Consider the following 14566-nt stretch of genomic DNA (forward strand, 5'->3'; position numbering starts at 1 on the left):
CGCCCCCGCGAGGCGGAAATCCAGCGAGCAGCAGGCGAAGAGAGAGAGCGAGGAGAGGCGTACGGGAGAGCGGGCGGGTCGATGGCGGACGGATGGAGCTGCCGGGGGCGCGCGGCTGCGGACGAACCGCAACGACGGGATGGCGGCGGCGCGCGTGGCGCTTGCAAATCTCAGAATTTTCGCCTAACTGGCCCGCCCATGGCCCTCGAGCGAACCCTCTCAATCATCAAGCCTGATGCGATGGAAAAGAACACGGCCGGCGCGATCATCGCCCGCCTGGAGCAGGAGGGCTTCACGGTCAAAGCGATGAAGCGGATCCACCTCACCCGCGCGGAGGCGGAGGGCTTCTACGCCGAGCACCGCGGGCGCGGCTTCTTCGGCGAGCTCGTGGAGTTCATGTCGCGCAGCCCCATCCTTGTGATGGCGCTCGAGCGCGAGGACGCGGTCGCGAAGTACCGCGAGGTCATCGGCGCGACCGACCCGGCGAAGGCGGCGGAGGGGACGATCCGCAAGCTGTTCGGGGCGAGCGTGGGCGAGAACGCGGTCCACGGCTCCGACAAGACGTCGACCGCGGCGCGGGAGATCGCCTACTTCTTCGCGGGTTACGAGGTCGCTCCGAGCGCGACGGCCTGATGCTCGGCGAGCGGCTCGCGGCTGCGCTCGGCGCGGCGCGCGACGGCGCTGCAGGCGTCGAGAGCTTCGCGCACCTGCTCGGCTCGCGCCGCGTCGGGCCGCGCGGGGTCGCCCTCGCGCTGCCCGAGGTGTGCGAGGGGTGCACGGCGCTCCTCGCGGCCCTCGACAGCCTCTCCGCGGCGGTCCGCGACGGCTTCGTCGAGACGGGCGACGCCGCGGCGGCCGACGCCGCGTGCGCGGCGCTCGGCCACGCCAGCGTCGAGGTCGCGCGCCTCACCGACGAGCTGTCGCGCGCCTCGGCGGGCGCCGCGCCGGGGCGCACCCCCGCGCGCGGCCGCGGGGAGCGCGGCGGCTCCGAGCGCGGCATCGACGCGCGGCAGCGGCTCGCGCTCGAGTCGTCGGTCCGCCGGGCGGCCCGCGAGCTGAGCGGCTCGTTGCGCCTGTCCGAGCTCGTGATGGCGACCCTCGAGCTGCGGCCGACGCCGCTCGACCTCATCGACGTGCTCCGCAACTGGAGCGCCTCGCCGGCCGAGGGGCGGCCCGTCCTCGCCATCGCGGTCGCCTCGTCCGACGGCCGCGCCAACGAGGTGGAGGGCGACGTGCGCGCGGTGAGCGGGCTCATGGAGCTCGCCGTCGGCATGGTCAGCGCCGCCGGCGTCGCGAGCCCTCACCTCACCGTGTCGCGCCTCCCGGACGGGCGCTCGACGGTGCGCATCGCGGAGCAGAGCCCGCGCGAGGCGGCGACGTCGGTCGCGCTCGACGTGGTGGTGCGCGACGGCGGCGAGCGCGCCGTCGCCGTGGCCCGCGTCGTCGCGCGGCGCGCGCGCATCGAGCTCGCCGAGGGGACCGGCGGCCGCGTCGTCACGATGACGTTCTGACGCGGTGCCGGTGGTGGCGCGGCCGTGCTAAAGGCGGCGCCATGGTCACCGACGAATCCTTGAAGTCCCTCGTTGAGGCGGCGTTCCGCGACCGCGAGCTCCTGCGCTCGCCCGCGCACGAGGCCGCGGTCCTCCGCACGATCGAGTGCCTCGATCAAGGCCTGCTCCGCGTCGCCGAGCGCGACGCCAGCCCGCAGGCGGGCGGCGAGGGCGCGGCGCTCGCGGGCGAGGACGCGCCGCACCGGTGGGTGACGCACGCGTGGATCAAGGAGGCCATCCTGCTCTACTTCGCGCTCCGCGGCATGAGCGTGATGGAGGCCGGCCCCCTCGAGTTCTACGACAAGATCCCGCTCAAGCGGGGGCTCGAGAAGGCGGGCGTGCGGGTCGTGCCGCCGGGGGCGGTGCGCTACGGCGCGTTCCTCGAGCAGGGCGCGATCGTGATGCCCGGCTACGTGAACATCGGCGCGTGGGTCGGCTCGGGATCCATGGTCGACACCTGGGCGACGGTCGGGAGCTGCGCGCAGGTCGGGCGAGGGGTCCACCTCGCCGGGGGCGTCGGCATCGGCGGCGTGCTCGAGCCGCCCGGCGCGCGACCGGTGATCATCGAGGACGGCGTCTTCGTGGGCTCCCGGGTCATCGTCGTGGAGGGCGTCGTTGTCGAGGAGGAGGCGGTGCTCGGCGCCGGCGTGGTGCTCACCGCGTCGACGGCGATCCTCGACGTCACGGGGCCCGAGGTCGTCGAGCACCGCGGCCGGGTGCCGGCGCGCAGCGTGGTGATCCCGGGGACGCGGCCGAAGCGCTTCCCTGCAGGGGAGTTCTCGATCCCGTGCGCCCTCATCATCGGCAAGCGGAGCGAGGCGACCGACCGCAAGGTGTCTCTGAACGCGGCGCTGCGCGACTTCGCGGTGCCGGTGTGAACACGCTGCCCGACCAGGACGCGGCGGCCGAGGCGGCCCTCGCGGACACGCTGCTCTGGCTGTGCTCCGTCCCGTCGCCCACCGGCGAGGAGCAGGCGCTGTGCTCGGAGGTGGCGGAGCGGCTCGGGCGGGCCCGGCTCGCCGCGCCGGTGCGCCGCCACGGCGACTCGCTGGTGGTGCAGGTGACGCAGGGCACCGGCGGCCCGAAGATCGCGCTGGCCGGGCACCTCGACGTGGTGCGCACCTCCCACGACGGGCCGCCGCGCATCGAGGGGGATCGCCTCTACGGCCCCGGCGCGAGCGACATGAAGTCCGGCCTCGCGCTGATGCTCGACCTCGCCGAGGGCGAGCGGAAGGACATTGCCGGGGTCGATCTGACGCTCGTGTTCTACGCCCGGGAGGAGGGTCCGTACCTCGAGAACGAGCTCGCGCTGGTGATCGAGCGCGAGCCGGGTCTCCGCGCGCTCGACCTCGCGGTGTGCCTCGAGCCGAGCGACAACAAACTGAGCCTCGGCGCGAGCGGCTCGCTCCACGCGGGGCTGACGTTCCGGGGGCGTACGGCGCACAGCGCGCGGCCATGGCAGGGGGAGAACGCCATCTACAAGGCGGGCCCGTTCCTCGTCGAGCTCGCCGCCCTCGCGCCGCGCGAGGTCGAGATCGACGGCTTCGTCTACCGGGCCGTGACGACGGCGACGATGGCGCAGGGCGGGCGCGGGCGGAACGTCGTGCCCGACGAGTTCACGATGAACCTGAACCACCGCTTCCCCCCCGGGACGTCGATCCAGGAGGCGCAGCGGACGATCGAGGCGCTCGTGGCCGGCCGCGCCGAGATCGCCTGGCGCGATCTCAGCCCCTCGGCGCCGCCGCACGCGTCGCACCCGCTCGTCGTGGCGCTGCGCGAGGCCGGCGTCGCCGCGGTCGAGCCGAAGCAGGCGTGGACCGACGTGGCCCGCTTCGCGGAGCTCGGCGTGCCCGCGGTGAACTTCGGCCCGGGCGAGAACGCCCAGGCGCACCAGCGCAACGAGTGGGCGTCGCTGCGAAAGCTGCACGAGGGTCGCGCGATCCTCCGCCGCTGGCTCTCGGCCTTCAAGCCGGCCTGACGGCGCGCACCCCGCGGCGGCGCGCGCGGCTGTCCAGCGCCCGCCGCTCTGCTACGCGCGCTCTGCCTCGGCGGAGCGCACCGAGAGCCCGGCGGCCGGGATGGTGAAGAAGAACGTGCTGCCGTGGCCGGGCGAGCTCTCGACCCAGATCGTGCCGCCGTGGGCCTCCACGATGCCCTTCGTGACGAACGCCGCGAGGCCCATCCCCTGTCCCATGGGCCTCCGGGCCGGCGCGTGGCGAGCGAAGAGCAGCGGGTGCAGCTCCGACGGGATCCCGGGGCCGGTGTCGGCGATCGAGAACCGCGCGTCCGTGCCCGATGTCTCTGCGCGCACCGTGATGCGCCCGCCCTTCGGCGTGAAGCGCAGGGCGTTGCCGAGCAGGTTCGCGATCACCTGGACGATGCGATCCCGGTCGCACGCGATGGGCGGCACGTCGTGCGGCATCTCCTTCGCGATCTCGAGCGGCTTCAGCGCGACCGTCGGCGCGACGAGCTCGATCGCCCGGTCGAGGATGGGCTCGACCTCGTGCGCGCCCTTGCCGATCTTCAGCGAGCCGCTCTCGATGCTCATCGCGTCCACGAGGTCCTGCGCGAGCTGGTTGATCTCGTCGGACGCGCGGGTGATCGCCTCGAGCTGCCTCCGCCCCGGGCCGTCCTGAGGGATCGAGCGCATCAGCATGCGAGCGCTCACGACGATGACGCTCAGCGAGTTCCTGAGGTCGTGAGAGATGGTGGACACGGTCTCGCGGAGCATGCGCTCGGCCGCCTCCGCGCGGCGCTCCAGCCGCTGGCACTGCTCCTCGAGCCGCTCGCGCTCTGCCGCGTCGCCCCGTGAAGCGTGTCGCTCCGAGTCCACCTTCGATCGCCTGGGCACCCTGGCGCGCAGGGTAGCCGGTCCTGCCGAGCGAGGCCCGCTCGCCGCGACGGACGTCGAGCCCCTCTTCGGCGCGCGCAGGGGCACCGCCGAAGCGCGCCCGCGGAGCGTGCGCCCGTGCGCTGATTCCGCGCCGTCCGTCGCGTTCTTGCCGGCTTTTTTTCTGGTCACCCCCGCCATCCTTGTTCCCTCTTGGCTCTCAGGTGATCAGTTAGCCAGAAAGACTGTGCTCGGAATAGTCAGGTGGTGCCTCAGTCAAGTCCTGGCAACGCGGGAGCGCATGTGCGTGTTTCGCGGTCTCGCTGGTCTCGCGAATCTTGCGGATCTCGCGGATCTCGCCAGTACTTGCCTGTTTTGTTTGCGTTGTCCGCGCCGTCTCGCTCGTCGGCGTCGTCTGCCGGTCGGCCTCGTCCCACGTCAGCTTCGTCGGCGTCGATGGTTCGTGTGCGCCGCGCAGACTTCGTCGGTGCTTCGGCGAGGGATCATCGACCCGTCAGGTCGCCCTCTCCGGCTGCGACGGCGCTCCGCGCGCCTCGCTTTCGGTTCGCGACAGGAGGCGGCGAATCTCGAGCACGAGCGTGTCCGGCAGACACGGCTTCGTGAGGAAGGCGTCGCAGCCCGCGTCCTTGGCCTCGCGCGAGTGCCCGGCGAGCGTGTGACCGGTGAGGGCCACGATCGGGATCCGCTTCGTGCGCGGGTCGTTCTTGAGGTGGCGCGTGGCCTCCCATCCGTCGATCTCCGGGAGCGACAGATCCATCAGGATGAGGTCCGGGATCAGCTCGAAGGCGCGATCGAGCGCTTCCCGCCCGGTCGCCGCCTCGGCGACGCGGAAGCCGGAGAAGGACAGGTACTCCGCGAACATCTCCCGGTTGTCCTGGAAGTCGTCCACGACCAGGACCAGCGGCGAGAACGCGTTGTCGTCACACTTCACTTCCATCCCAGTGAACCTTTCCATTCGTCAGCGCGCCGGCCGATCGATCGCGAGCGGCGCCGGCGTCGTTCGGCCAGCCTGACGCACTCCACCTAGGGGAGCGATCCGCTCGGGTCACGCGAAGTTTGTATACCTTATTGCCGGCCCGATGCCGGGCATTTCCCCTCCCGCGCAGGGATAGACCTGCACTTGCCCTGAGGGGGTCTAAGGGTAGTCCCTACTCGCCCTGGGTAGGCCCGTAGGGTCGGCGAAATCCGATGATCTCGTGGAGCAAACGAGCGGCGCTATCCCAGTCGACCGGCTTCACGAGCACGCCGTCGAAGGCCGAGGCGTCGAGGGCGGCGCGGGCCTCGAGATCGCGCCGGCCGGTGCACGCGAAGATGGCGACGTGCTGGGTCGCCGGGTCGGCGCGGAGCGCCTCGGCGACGACGAAGCCGTCGATGCCGGGCATCCGCAGGTCGCACAGGATCACATCCGGCACGTCCTGCGTCGCGAGGAACACGCCGCGCAGCCCACCGGCCGCTCGCTCCACCAGGAAGCCGTGCGCGGCGAGCGCCGCCTCCGCCATGAAGAGGAAGTCGGGATCATCATCCACGATGAGGACCCGGCGCCGCCGCTCGATCACCTGGGTGTCGTCGTCGGCTGGCTCTTCGTCCCGCTCGGTGAACTCTCTGCGCTCTGCCTCGGACATGCTCCCCCGCTCGCGGCTCGGCTGACAGCGCTCCCCAGGTGCTCGGGCTTGGATGCGCGGCCGGGAGAGCAACGACTTCCGCCGGCGTTTCTGGAAAGGTCCCCCCACGATGGTAGAGGCGGAACCTGGACCCAGGGTACACCTTGTGCCCAGGTCGCTTATCCGCAACCATCAACTGTCCAGCGCAGGTGGGGGCTCTGCGCGGTTCGTCCTCGCTGGCCGGCGACCGCCGTTTCGGGGTGGGCCCGACGACAGTTGGCTTGCTCGTCTGATGCTCAAGCTCCGCGCTGCTGCATATTCGGAGCAGGCGTTTATGTGGATGAATGACGAGTTCTTCGCGCGCGTTGGCCACGACCTGCGGGGTGAGCTGGCGACCATGCTCGCGGGGGTCCATTATCTTTTGCGTTACCAGAAGGACCTCGGCGCAGGGCCGCGCGACATGCTGGAGCGCGTGCGAGGCGCAGGCGAGCGGCTGAAGCGGCTGCTCGACGAGTTCGACAACTCCATCTGGCTCCGCGCGGACGCGAGCCGTCCGATGGCGATCGCCCGGTATGACGCTGTCGAGCTCGTCCGCCGGGCGGCCGCGCACCTCGAGGGGGCGGCAGCCGCTCGCGGCGTGGGCATCTCCTTCGACGCTGAGCCCGAGGGCGACGCCACGCTGGAGGGGGATCCAGAGCTGCTCAGGGTGGCGCTCGAGTACGTGCTCGGCTTCGCCATCCTGCGGTCGCGCGACCGGCCGATCCGGGTCCGCGTCGCGATCGCCGACGTCGGGCCGGTGGTGACGGTCGTCGACGAGGCGGGCCCTGTCGCGCCGGAGCCGCTCGCTCGCTTGCTCGATCCGTTCGGCGAGCGGGCGGCGATCCCCGCCGACCCTGTCGCGCCGCGCCGCCGCGAGCGGCTCGGGCTCGGGCTCGCGATCGCGCGAGGCATCCTCGACGCGCACGGGGGCGGGCTGACCGTGGAGCCCTCGCCCGAGCGCCGGGATGGCGGCGCATCGGCGTCGGGCGCGGTCTATGCTGCGACCGGGCTGCGCTTCACGTGTACCCTCGGCGGCGTTGAAGGGAACGCTCACCCGGAGCCTGCGTGAGACGCGAGGCCATCGCCACACGGTCGGCGGCGACGATGGCAAGACGAGGTCTTTCAGGGCCCCCAACGCGCGGATCGTGTCCGATGAAGACTTCGTCTAGGATGGACTCGGTTGCACGTCGCGAGCGTGCTCCATCTTCCACCGCACACGGATGAATGCGCCTCGATGCCGACGCTGAGCTCTCTCCTCGTGCAGCATGGGGTTACCTCGATGCGAGTGGTCGAGGAGGCGATCGCTCGCCAGGTGCTCCACGGCGGTGACCTCGCCACGAACGTGCTGGAGCTGGGCGCGGTGCGCGAGCGCGAGCTCACGGCGCTGCTCGCGGAGAGCCTCGGGCTGCCGCCCGCCGTGGGCCGGCTGCGCCCCGCGTCGCCCGAGGTGCTCCGGGTCGTGCCGGTCGATCTCGCGGTCGAGCACAGCGTGTTCCCGCTCGATGTGCGCATGGATCTCGAGGCCGCGGCGATGGGGGCACCGCAGCCCGAGGCGACGCTGGTCATCGCCACGGCCGAGCCTCTCGCGCCGGCGGTGGCGGAGAAGCTGAGCGTCACGCTGGGGGTCAGCCTGCGTCAGCTCGCCGCGCCGCTCGTGCGCATCCGCCAGGCGTTCGCCGAGCACCACGGGATCGCCCTCGATCGGCGCATGTCGCGGCTCGTGAAGCAGCTCGACGCGCGCGCCGAGCCGAGCCTGACGGAGGCGGTCGAGAGCAGCGCTGCGGCGGCCGCAGCGCTCCCGCCCAGAGCGCCTCCGCCGCCAGCCTCTCCCGCCGGGAGCGAGACGGCGTCGGCCGCCAGCGTCGATGCGTCGTCGCCCGCCGGGGGCGCGGCGGCGGCGCCTGCTGGTGCGCAGGAGGCAACGCCGGCCGCAGACGACGCGACGCTGCCTTCCGGCGTCGGTGCAGCCCCGCGCGCGCCCGTCGATGCGGCCGCGCCCGTCGATGCGGCCGCGCCCGTCGATGCGGCCGCGCCCGTCGATGCGGCCGCGCCCGCCGCGGTCGACGACCGTGCGGAGGCGGCCGAGACGCAGGAACAGAAGCGGCACAGCATCGACGATGCCCCGACCGTGGAGGCGCTGACCTCGATCTATGACGAGGAGACGGTGAGCGCGGAGGCCGTGCTCAGCGAGGCCGTGCCCACGCCGAGGAAGCCGCCGCTCCACGAGCTGGATGACGAGCCGACCGTCGTCGCCGAATACCCGCTCGACCTGCCTTCGTTCCGCTATCTCGAGCCACGCACGCTCCGGGTCGAGGCGCCCGCGTCACGCGCGACCGAGGTCGCGCCGCAGCGCGATCGAGCGATCGCGGCTGCAGCCAGGGACGAGAGCGCCACGGGAGGCCCGGGCGAGGAGCCCGAGCATCCGGACCGCGCCGCTCCGTCGCGTGAAGAGCCCGCGATCGAGCCCGCAGAGCCGACGCCGCGCTCCGAGGAGCTCGCGCCGCGGCTGGCGTCGTTCGCCGCGTCGGAAGCGGTGCACGCCGCGCCGGTCGTGGCGTTGGCGGAGCCGCCGGCGGCAACGCCCGTGGCGCCGGCTGTATCGCCGGCGCCGCATGTGCCAGCGCCGTCCGGGGCGCGTCCGCCGACGCGGGGCAATCACCTGCTGACTGGCTGGCTGAAGCGGGCGTCGGCCGCGCATCGCGCTCAGCAAGACACGGTGCCGCCAGCGGCCGCCTCGCTCCAGCGCCAGCCCGGCGGAGCGGCTCCTGTTGCGCCTGCCGCCTTGCTGCCCGCGGCGCTGGTTCCTGCGGCGGCGGCGCCCGCGGCGCTGGCACCTGCCGCCGTGGCGCACGCTGCTGCAGCGCCCGCCGCCATGGCGCCTGCCGCCGAGCGGCGCGATCGCTCGTCCAGCGCGCCGCCGGTGGAGGTCCCCATACGCGCAGCGGGCCGGTCCGCGCCCGCTGCGCAGCGGCGGAAGGGCCCGTTCACGCTGGCCATGGCCGAGCAGGAGCTCGCTGCGGTCGACGCGAGCGAGGCGGTGCTCGCGGTCCTCTTCGACTTCGCGCAGCAGTACTTCGAGTACACGGTCCTGTTCACGGTGCACGGTGAGCGCGCCGAGGGCCGCAACGCCGCAGGCCCGGGCGCAGAGCGCGAGCGCGTCGCGACGATCGCGGTGCCCTTCGATCGTCCGAGCGTCCTCGCGAGGGCGCGCTCGCTCCGCGCGCCGCTCGTCACCGTCCTCGCCGGCAGCGCCCCCGACGCCGAGCTCCAGCGCGAGCTCGGCCGGAAGGGCCACGCGGCCGCCGTGGCCGTCGTTCCGGTCGTCGTGCGCGGCCGCGTCGTCGCGCTCATCTATGGCGACGACGGCGCCACCTCGGTCGAGCTCGCCAGCATCGGCGATCTCATCGCGCTCGCCGGGATCGCCGCGACGGTGCTGGAGCGGCTGATCCTGCGGAAGAAGCTGAACCGGAGCGGCGCGACCCAGCAGAGCGACAGCCCGGCGGCCCGTGACTCCGCCGTGCCGCTGCACCGGGCATCGTCGCCGCCGCAGCCGGCCGCCGCGCCGCCGCACCGGGCATCGTCGCCGCCGCAGCCGGCCGCCGCGCCGCCGCACGAAGCGGCCGCGCCCACCGACGAGCACGCCGCGGAGGGACCGCTCTCCATGCGCACCCGCGCCGCGCTCCTCGAGCTGAGCAACATGGTCCGCGCCGAGACGCACGGCTCGCCCGTCGCAGATGCGGGGGCCGCCTGGCCCGACCTGCATGCAGCTCCCGGCCCGGGGGAGCCGCGGCGCGCCGACGGCGCGGACGTCGAGCCGCAGGGCGCGCCGCCGCAGGGCGGCTGGTCCACGGAGGACGGCGGCTCGGGGATCGACGCTGTCGCGAGGGCGTTCGGGCTCCGCGGCACCGGCGTGGAGGCCGATCCCGTGCAGCCGGACGAGGGGCCCGCGCACGCGATGGCGTTCAGCTCGACCATCCCGCCGGCACCGATGCCGCACGCACCGAGCCGCCCGGTCGAGCCGCAGTTCCGCCTGGGCCGCGAGGCCGGCGCCGACGTCGTGTCGGGCACCGCCGTGACGGCGCCGATGATGCCCGCCGTGACGGCGCCGATGATGCCCGCCGTCACGGCGCCCGCGCCGCCGGCGGTCATCGACGAGATCCCCGACCTCGAGATCCCGACCGCGCCGTCGCCGTCGCCGTCGCCGTCGGAGGATCTCAGCGAGCCTGAGGACGCGCGGACGAGGCGGTACTCACGCCCTCCGTGGATGCTCGACAGCTCGATCATGCCCGGCGGCGAGGAGCACCGCGAGCCCGGGCCGCCGCCGGCCGCGGGTCGCTCCGCCTCGCGGCGTCGCACGCCCGTCTCCGTCGAGGGCTCCGTCGCGTACCCGCGGCCCCCGTCCGAGCGGCGCGCCGCGGCCTCGCCCTCTCCGGCAGGCGATCTGCGCGCGGAGTACACCTCGCTCCTGCAGCACTTCCTCGCGGGCGGCGAGGCGGGCGCGCGGGCGTTCGCCGAGCTCGTGCGCCACGGTGAGACGGCGGTCTCGGTCGTCGCCGCGCGCTTCCCCGGCCCGCTCCGGGTCGATCGCCAGCGCTTCCGTGAGCAGCTCGCCGGCCCCGACGGCGCCGCGGGCGTCGCCGCCGCGCCGCCCGCCTCGCAGTGCGGACCGCTGCTCGAGCTGATCGTGGCGATCCGGCGCCCGGCGCTCCCCTTCATGACCGTGCGGAGCGCCTCGCCCGATCCCGAGGTGCGCTTCTGGGCCACGCACGTGCTCGGCGAGCTCCCGTACCCGGAGGCCGCCAACGCGCTGCTCCCTCGGCTCTTCGACGACAACCTGGCCGTCCGCCGGATCGCGGTCCGGTCGGCCTCCTTGCTGATCGCGGCGCCGCCCGCGGGCGGCCCGATCCTGCAGGGGATCGAGCACATCGCGCGCGACCGCGAGGAATCGCCGACGCGGCGGCTGACCGCCATCGACACGACGGCGGAGATCCGCGCCGGGTCCGCCGTGCCCGCGCTGATCAGCGCGCTCACCGATCCTCACGAGGCGATCGTCGAGGCCGCGGCCCGGGCGCTGGTCGTGATCACGCGGGACGATCTCGGCCGCGACGCGCGCAGGTGGGCGTCGTGGTGGTCGAGGAACGGCGAGCGCCACCGCGTCGAGTGGATCATCGACGCGCTCACGCACGACAAGCCCGCGATCCGCCGCGCGGCGATCGACGAGCTGAAGGGCATCACCAGGGAGTACTTCGGCTACTACGAGGACCTCCCGCGGCAGGAGCGCGAGGCCGCCCAGCAGCGCTACCGCGCGTGGTGGACCTCCGAGGGGCGCTCGAGGTTCCGCTCCACGAGCTGACGCTGCCCGCGCGGGCGCGGGCTGGCGGCCCTGCCGCGCGTCGACGCGGCTGCCGGCCCTGCCGCACGAAGCACGCGCGCGCACCGCAGCGTCCATCGGACCGCGGCGTCGATCAGGAAGGTGGGCGGCTCGCCGGATCACGGGAGCCGCCCTCGGGGCGGGTTGGTCTGGGGGAGGGAAGTCAGACCGCGCGGAGGCGGCTCACTTCGGGGCGGCGGGAGCGGCCGGGGCGGCGGCGGGCTGCACGGCGCCTGCCGGCTTCCTCGGGGCTTCCACCTTCGCGGCGGCAGGCGCGGTCTCGCCGGCCTCCTTCATGGCCTTGTCGATGAGCTTCTTGAACTTCGAGAACGGCTGCGCGCCGCTGATGAAGTAGCCGTTCACGACGAACGCCGGCGTCCCGCTGATGCCCGCCTTGTCGGCGACGGAGTTCTCGGCCTCGACGAACGCCTTGTGGGTGTTCGTGTCGAGCGCCTTCTTGAACTTCGTCATGTCGAGGCCCGTCTCCTCGGCGTACTTCTCGAGCGAGGCGCGCGAGAAGGCCTCCGGCTGCCCCTGGTTCTTGAAGAGCAGCTCGTGGTACGCCCAGAACCCGGCGTTGCCCTTCTGCGCGTAGGCCTCCTGCGCGGCCTCAGAGGCGAGCGGCGCGTTCTTGTGCATCGGCAGCGGCCGGTGGCGCCACACGATCTTCAGCTTGTCGCCGTAGGTCTTCGAGACCTGCGAGACAGTGTCCTCGACGCGCTTGCAGAACGGGCACTCGAAGTCCGAGAAGACCTGCATCACGACCTTGGCCCGCTCGCCGCCCTTCCACGGGCTGTTGGGCGCCGGCGGGGTGACCTCCTTGCGCTCGGGCGGCGGCGGCTCCTTGCCGTCCTTGATGATCTCGGCGTAGAGGTCCTTGGCGGCGACGCCCTTCGCGAGCAGCCCCTCGGCCTTCTTGATCTCCTCGTCGACGATCGTCTTGAACTTGTCGATCGGCTGCGCGCCGACGAGCCGGCGGCCGTTGATGAAGAAGTGCGGGGTCCCGGACGCCTGCAGGTCGTCCGCGAGCTCCTGATCGGCGGCGATGGACGCGCCGTACTTCTTGGTCGTGATCGCGACCTTCACCTTCTCGACGTCGAGCCCGAGCTCCTTGGCGTAGCCGAGCAGATCCTCGTCGGTGAGCTTCTGCTGGTTCTTCCAGAGCAGGTAGTACGCGTCCCAGAAGCCCTTGTCGCCCTTCTGAGCGCGGGCCTCCATGGCGAGCTCGGCCGCGGGCTCGGCGCGCTGATGGAACGGGAGCGGGTTGTTCTTCCAGACGAACCGGACCTTGTCCCCGTAGGTCGTGAGGAGCTCGTCGATGGTCGGGACGACCTTGCTGCAGAAGGGGCACTGGAAATCGGACCACTCGACGATGGTGACCAGCGCGGTCGCCGGGCCCTTGGCGGGCGCGTCGCCGACGGGCACCTTCCAGACGGTCTTGTCGTCCTCCTGCGGGCGCTCGCGGTCCTGCTTGGGCGGCGCCTTCGCCTTGTTCTCCGCGGCGAGCTTGGCGTACACCTTGTCAGGCTTGGTGCCCGAGGCGACCGCCGCCTGCGCGGCCTTGAGCTGCTCGTCGATGACGGCGGTGAACTTGTCGATCGGCTGAGCGCCGCTCAGGAACACGCCGTTGATGATCGAGGCAGGCGTGCCGGTGACGCCGGACGACTTGCCGACGGCCATGTCGGCGTCGATCTTGGCCATGTACTCCTGCCGATCGTACGCCGCCTTGAACTTCGCCTTGTCGACGCCGGCCTCGGCGGCCCACGCCTCGAAGTTGGCGGGCGTGAGGGCCTTCTGGTTCTGGAAGGCGAGCTCGTGGAACTTCCAGAACGCCTTCGACCCGCCGAGGCGGAACACGGTCTCGGCCGCGAGCGCCGCCGGGCGCGCGTTCTTGTGGAAGGGGAGCGGGTTGTTCTTCCAGATGATCCGCAGCTTCTCGGGGCCGTACTTCTCCTTGATCTGGTTGATCGTGGTCTCGACCCTGGTGCAGAACGGACACTCGAAGTCGCTGAAGACGACCATGGTGACCGGCGCCGTCCGCGAGCCCCACATCGGGTCCTTCGACGAGACCGGGATCGCCGCGTCCTCGTCGCTCCACGGCTGCCCGTCGTCCACGGCCGACGCGATCTCATGCCCGCGCGAGCCGGCGCTCCGATCGATGCTCCACATCAGCCCCATCCCTGCGATGAAGCAGAGAAGAAAGCCGACGATGGCTGTTCCCTTGTTCATGAATGATTTCCTCTCTCAACGTTGGTGAGGCCCGCCAAGCGGGCCCCTCCTTCAACGCGGGCGCGACACCAGGTGGCGCGCCCGCGACAAGATGGCCAATCGAACTCCCTGGATGGCGAGCCACCCAGGGCCGAAGGAGCCGCCGCCGCGTGCGCGCGGCGTCAGCCCCTGGCGGAGCGCCGGGACCGCTCTCGACCCGTCGCGCTGGCGTCAGCGCCCGGCTCCGGCCGCGAGGGGCGCGTCGCCCGTGGAGGGGCGCGCCTGCGCGACGTGGGCCCGGACGAGCGCCTTCGGGCTCGGGTCAGACCGGCAACGCTCCGGATCTCGCGGCGGCGCCGAGATCGCGATCCGATCCGCGGCCTCCGAGAGACCGCGCGGCGCGATCGACCGCGGCCCGCCGGCGAGCGCGCCTCATCGAGGCGGGTGGTAGACGCCCTGCTCGACGCCGGAGCGCGGGCCCCCGGCCGTCGCCATGAACGAGAAGCTCGCCGCGGGCGCGAACGGGGCAGGAAGGACGAACTCCGGAACGAGCAGCGCCGGCTGCGGGGCGCTGGAGAGCTCGCCCGCGGGCACGGGGTGGCGCGAGCTCGGCCCGACGCTCGGCGACGGATCGCCACCGTCGCACCCGGGGGCCGCGTCGATCCGATCGTCGGCGACAGGCAGGGTGCGGGGCGGGGCGACCGAGGAGGCGCCGCGGGGATCGCAGATCGGCGCGTCCCTCGTCTCACCCGTCGCGTCGTTCACGCTGGTCAGGATGGTGCACGACGGCTCGTCCGGCGGAGCGACGAGCGTCATCCGGTCCTCCTCGCAGACCGGAACGATCGCGGCGCCCGCACGCAGCGGGATGACCATCGCCAACGCGAACGTCAGCAAGATCATCAGGCGCTGGACAGCGTGCCGGGGCATCCCTCGCAAGGATTAGCCG

Annotated in this window: 11 protein-coding genes; 6 read left to right on the plus strand and 5 right to left on the minus strand. The window is 72.9% G+C overall.

Annotation, left to right across the window (positions count from 1 at the left end):
* Nucleotides 1–198 precede the first annotated feature (198 nt).
* From ndk to dapE, 4 genes are read left to right on the plus strand one after another with little or no spacing between them, the layout of a single operon-like run.
* On the plus strand, nucleotides 199–633 hold the full coding sequence (ndk, locus tag WMF42_RS14330; RefSeq protein ID WP_061611865.1) for a nucleoside-diphosphate kinase: 435 nt from the start codon (nucleotides 199–201) through the stop codon (nucleotides 631–633).
* Complete coding sequence (locus tag WMF42_RS14335) at nucleotides 633–1511, plus strand: hypothetical protein (protein WP_437692464.1); 879 nt, start codon at nucleotides 633–635, stop codon at nucleotides 1509–1511. Before ndk ends, WMF42_RS14335 begins: the two co-directional genes overlap by 1 nt.
* Nucleotides 1512–1552: 41 nt before the next feature.
* Nucleotides 1553–2428 carry a 2,3,4,5-tetrahydropyridine-2,6-dicarboxylate N-succinyltransferase gene (locus WMF42_RS14340; protein ID WP_437692466.1) on the plus strand — a complete coding sequence of 292 codons (876 nt, stop codon included), beginning with the start codon at nucleotides 1553–1555 and terminating at the stop codon, nucleotides 2426–2428.
* Complete coding sequence (dapE, locus tag WMF42_RS14345) at nucleotides 2425–3528, plus strand: succinyl-diaminopimelate desuccinylase (protein WP_434047362.1); 1104 nt, start codon at nucleotides 2425–2427, stop codon at nucleotides 3526–3528. The genes WMF42_RS14340 and dapE overlap by 4 nt, the downstream gene beginning before the upstream one ends.
* 51 nt (nucleotides 3529–3579) lie before the next feature.
* Here the strand turns inward: dapE and WMF42_RS14350 are convergent, their stop codons facing one another.
* The 3 genes from WMF42_RS14350 to WMF42_RS14360 form a co-directional block, all read right to left on the minus strand.
* The gene (locus WMF42_RS14350; RefSeq protein ID WP_233562414.1) at nucleotides 3580–4383 is read right to left on the minus strand and encodes a sensor histidine kinase; all 804 of its coding nucleotides are present in this window, start codon (nucleotides 4381–4383) and stop codon (nucleotides 3580–3582) included.
* 511 nt (nucleotides 4384–4894) lie between these two features.
* The gene (locus tag WMF42_RS14355) at nucleotides 4895–5338 is read right to left on the minus strand and encodes a response regulator (protein ID WP_434047364.1); all 444 of its coding nucleotides are present in this window, start codon (nucleotides 5336–5338) and stop codon (nucleotides 4895–4897) included.
* Between the two features lie 211 nt (nucleotides 5339–5549).
* Nucleotides 5550–6023 carry a response regulator gene (locus tag WMF42_RS14360; RefSeq protein ID WP_061611861.1) on the minus strand — a complete coding sequence of 158 codons (474 nt, stop codon included), beginning with the start codon at nucleotides 6021–6023 and terminating at the stop codon, nucleotides 5550–5552.
* 271 nt (nucleotides 6024–6294) lie between these two features.
* On the opposite strand from WMF42_RS14360, the gene WMF42_RS14365 reads away from it, so the two are divergent.
* Nucleotides 6295–7110 (plus strand): sensor histidine kinase, encoded by an 816-nt coding sequence (locus WMF42_RS14365; RefSeq protein WP_437692469.1) that lies wholly within the window; start codon nucleotides 6295–6297, stop codon nucleotides 7108–7110.
* Nucleotides 7111–7320: 210 nt separating this feature from the next.
* Entirely contained in the window at nucleotides 7321–11394 is a 4074-nt protein-coding gene (locus WMF42_RS14370; RefSeq protein ID WP_437692471.1) for a hypothetical protein, read from the plus strand.
* Between the two features lie 201 nt (nucleotides 11395–11595).
* On the opposite strand, the gene WMF42_RS14375 is transcribed toward WMF42_RS14370, so the two are convergent.
* Together WMF42_RS14375 and WMF42_RS14380 are read right to left on the minus strand one after the other, a co-directional pair.
* Entirely contained in the window at nucleotides 11596–13641 is a 2046-nt protein-coding gene (locus tag WMF42_RS14375) for a DsbA family protein (protein WP_061612628.1), read from the minus strand.
* Nucleotides 13642–14052: 411 nt separating this feature from the next.
* Nucleotides 14053–14547 (minus strand): hypothetical protein, encoded by a 495-nt coding sequence (locus WMF42_RS14380; protein WP_061612626.1) that lies wholly within the window; start codon nucleotides 14545–14547, stop codon nucleotides 14053–14055.
* Between the last annotated feature and the right edge of the window lie 19 nt (nucleotides 14548–14566).

Origin of the sequence: Sorangium sp. So ce176, assembly GCF_051519835.1 — a bacterium.
Taxonomy (GTDB): Bacteria; Myxococcota_A; Polyangia; order Polyangiales; family Polyangiaceae; genus Sorangium; species Sorangium cellulosum_G.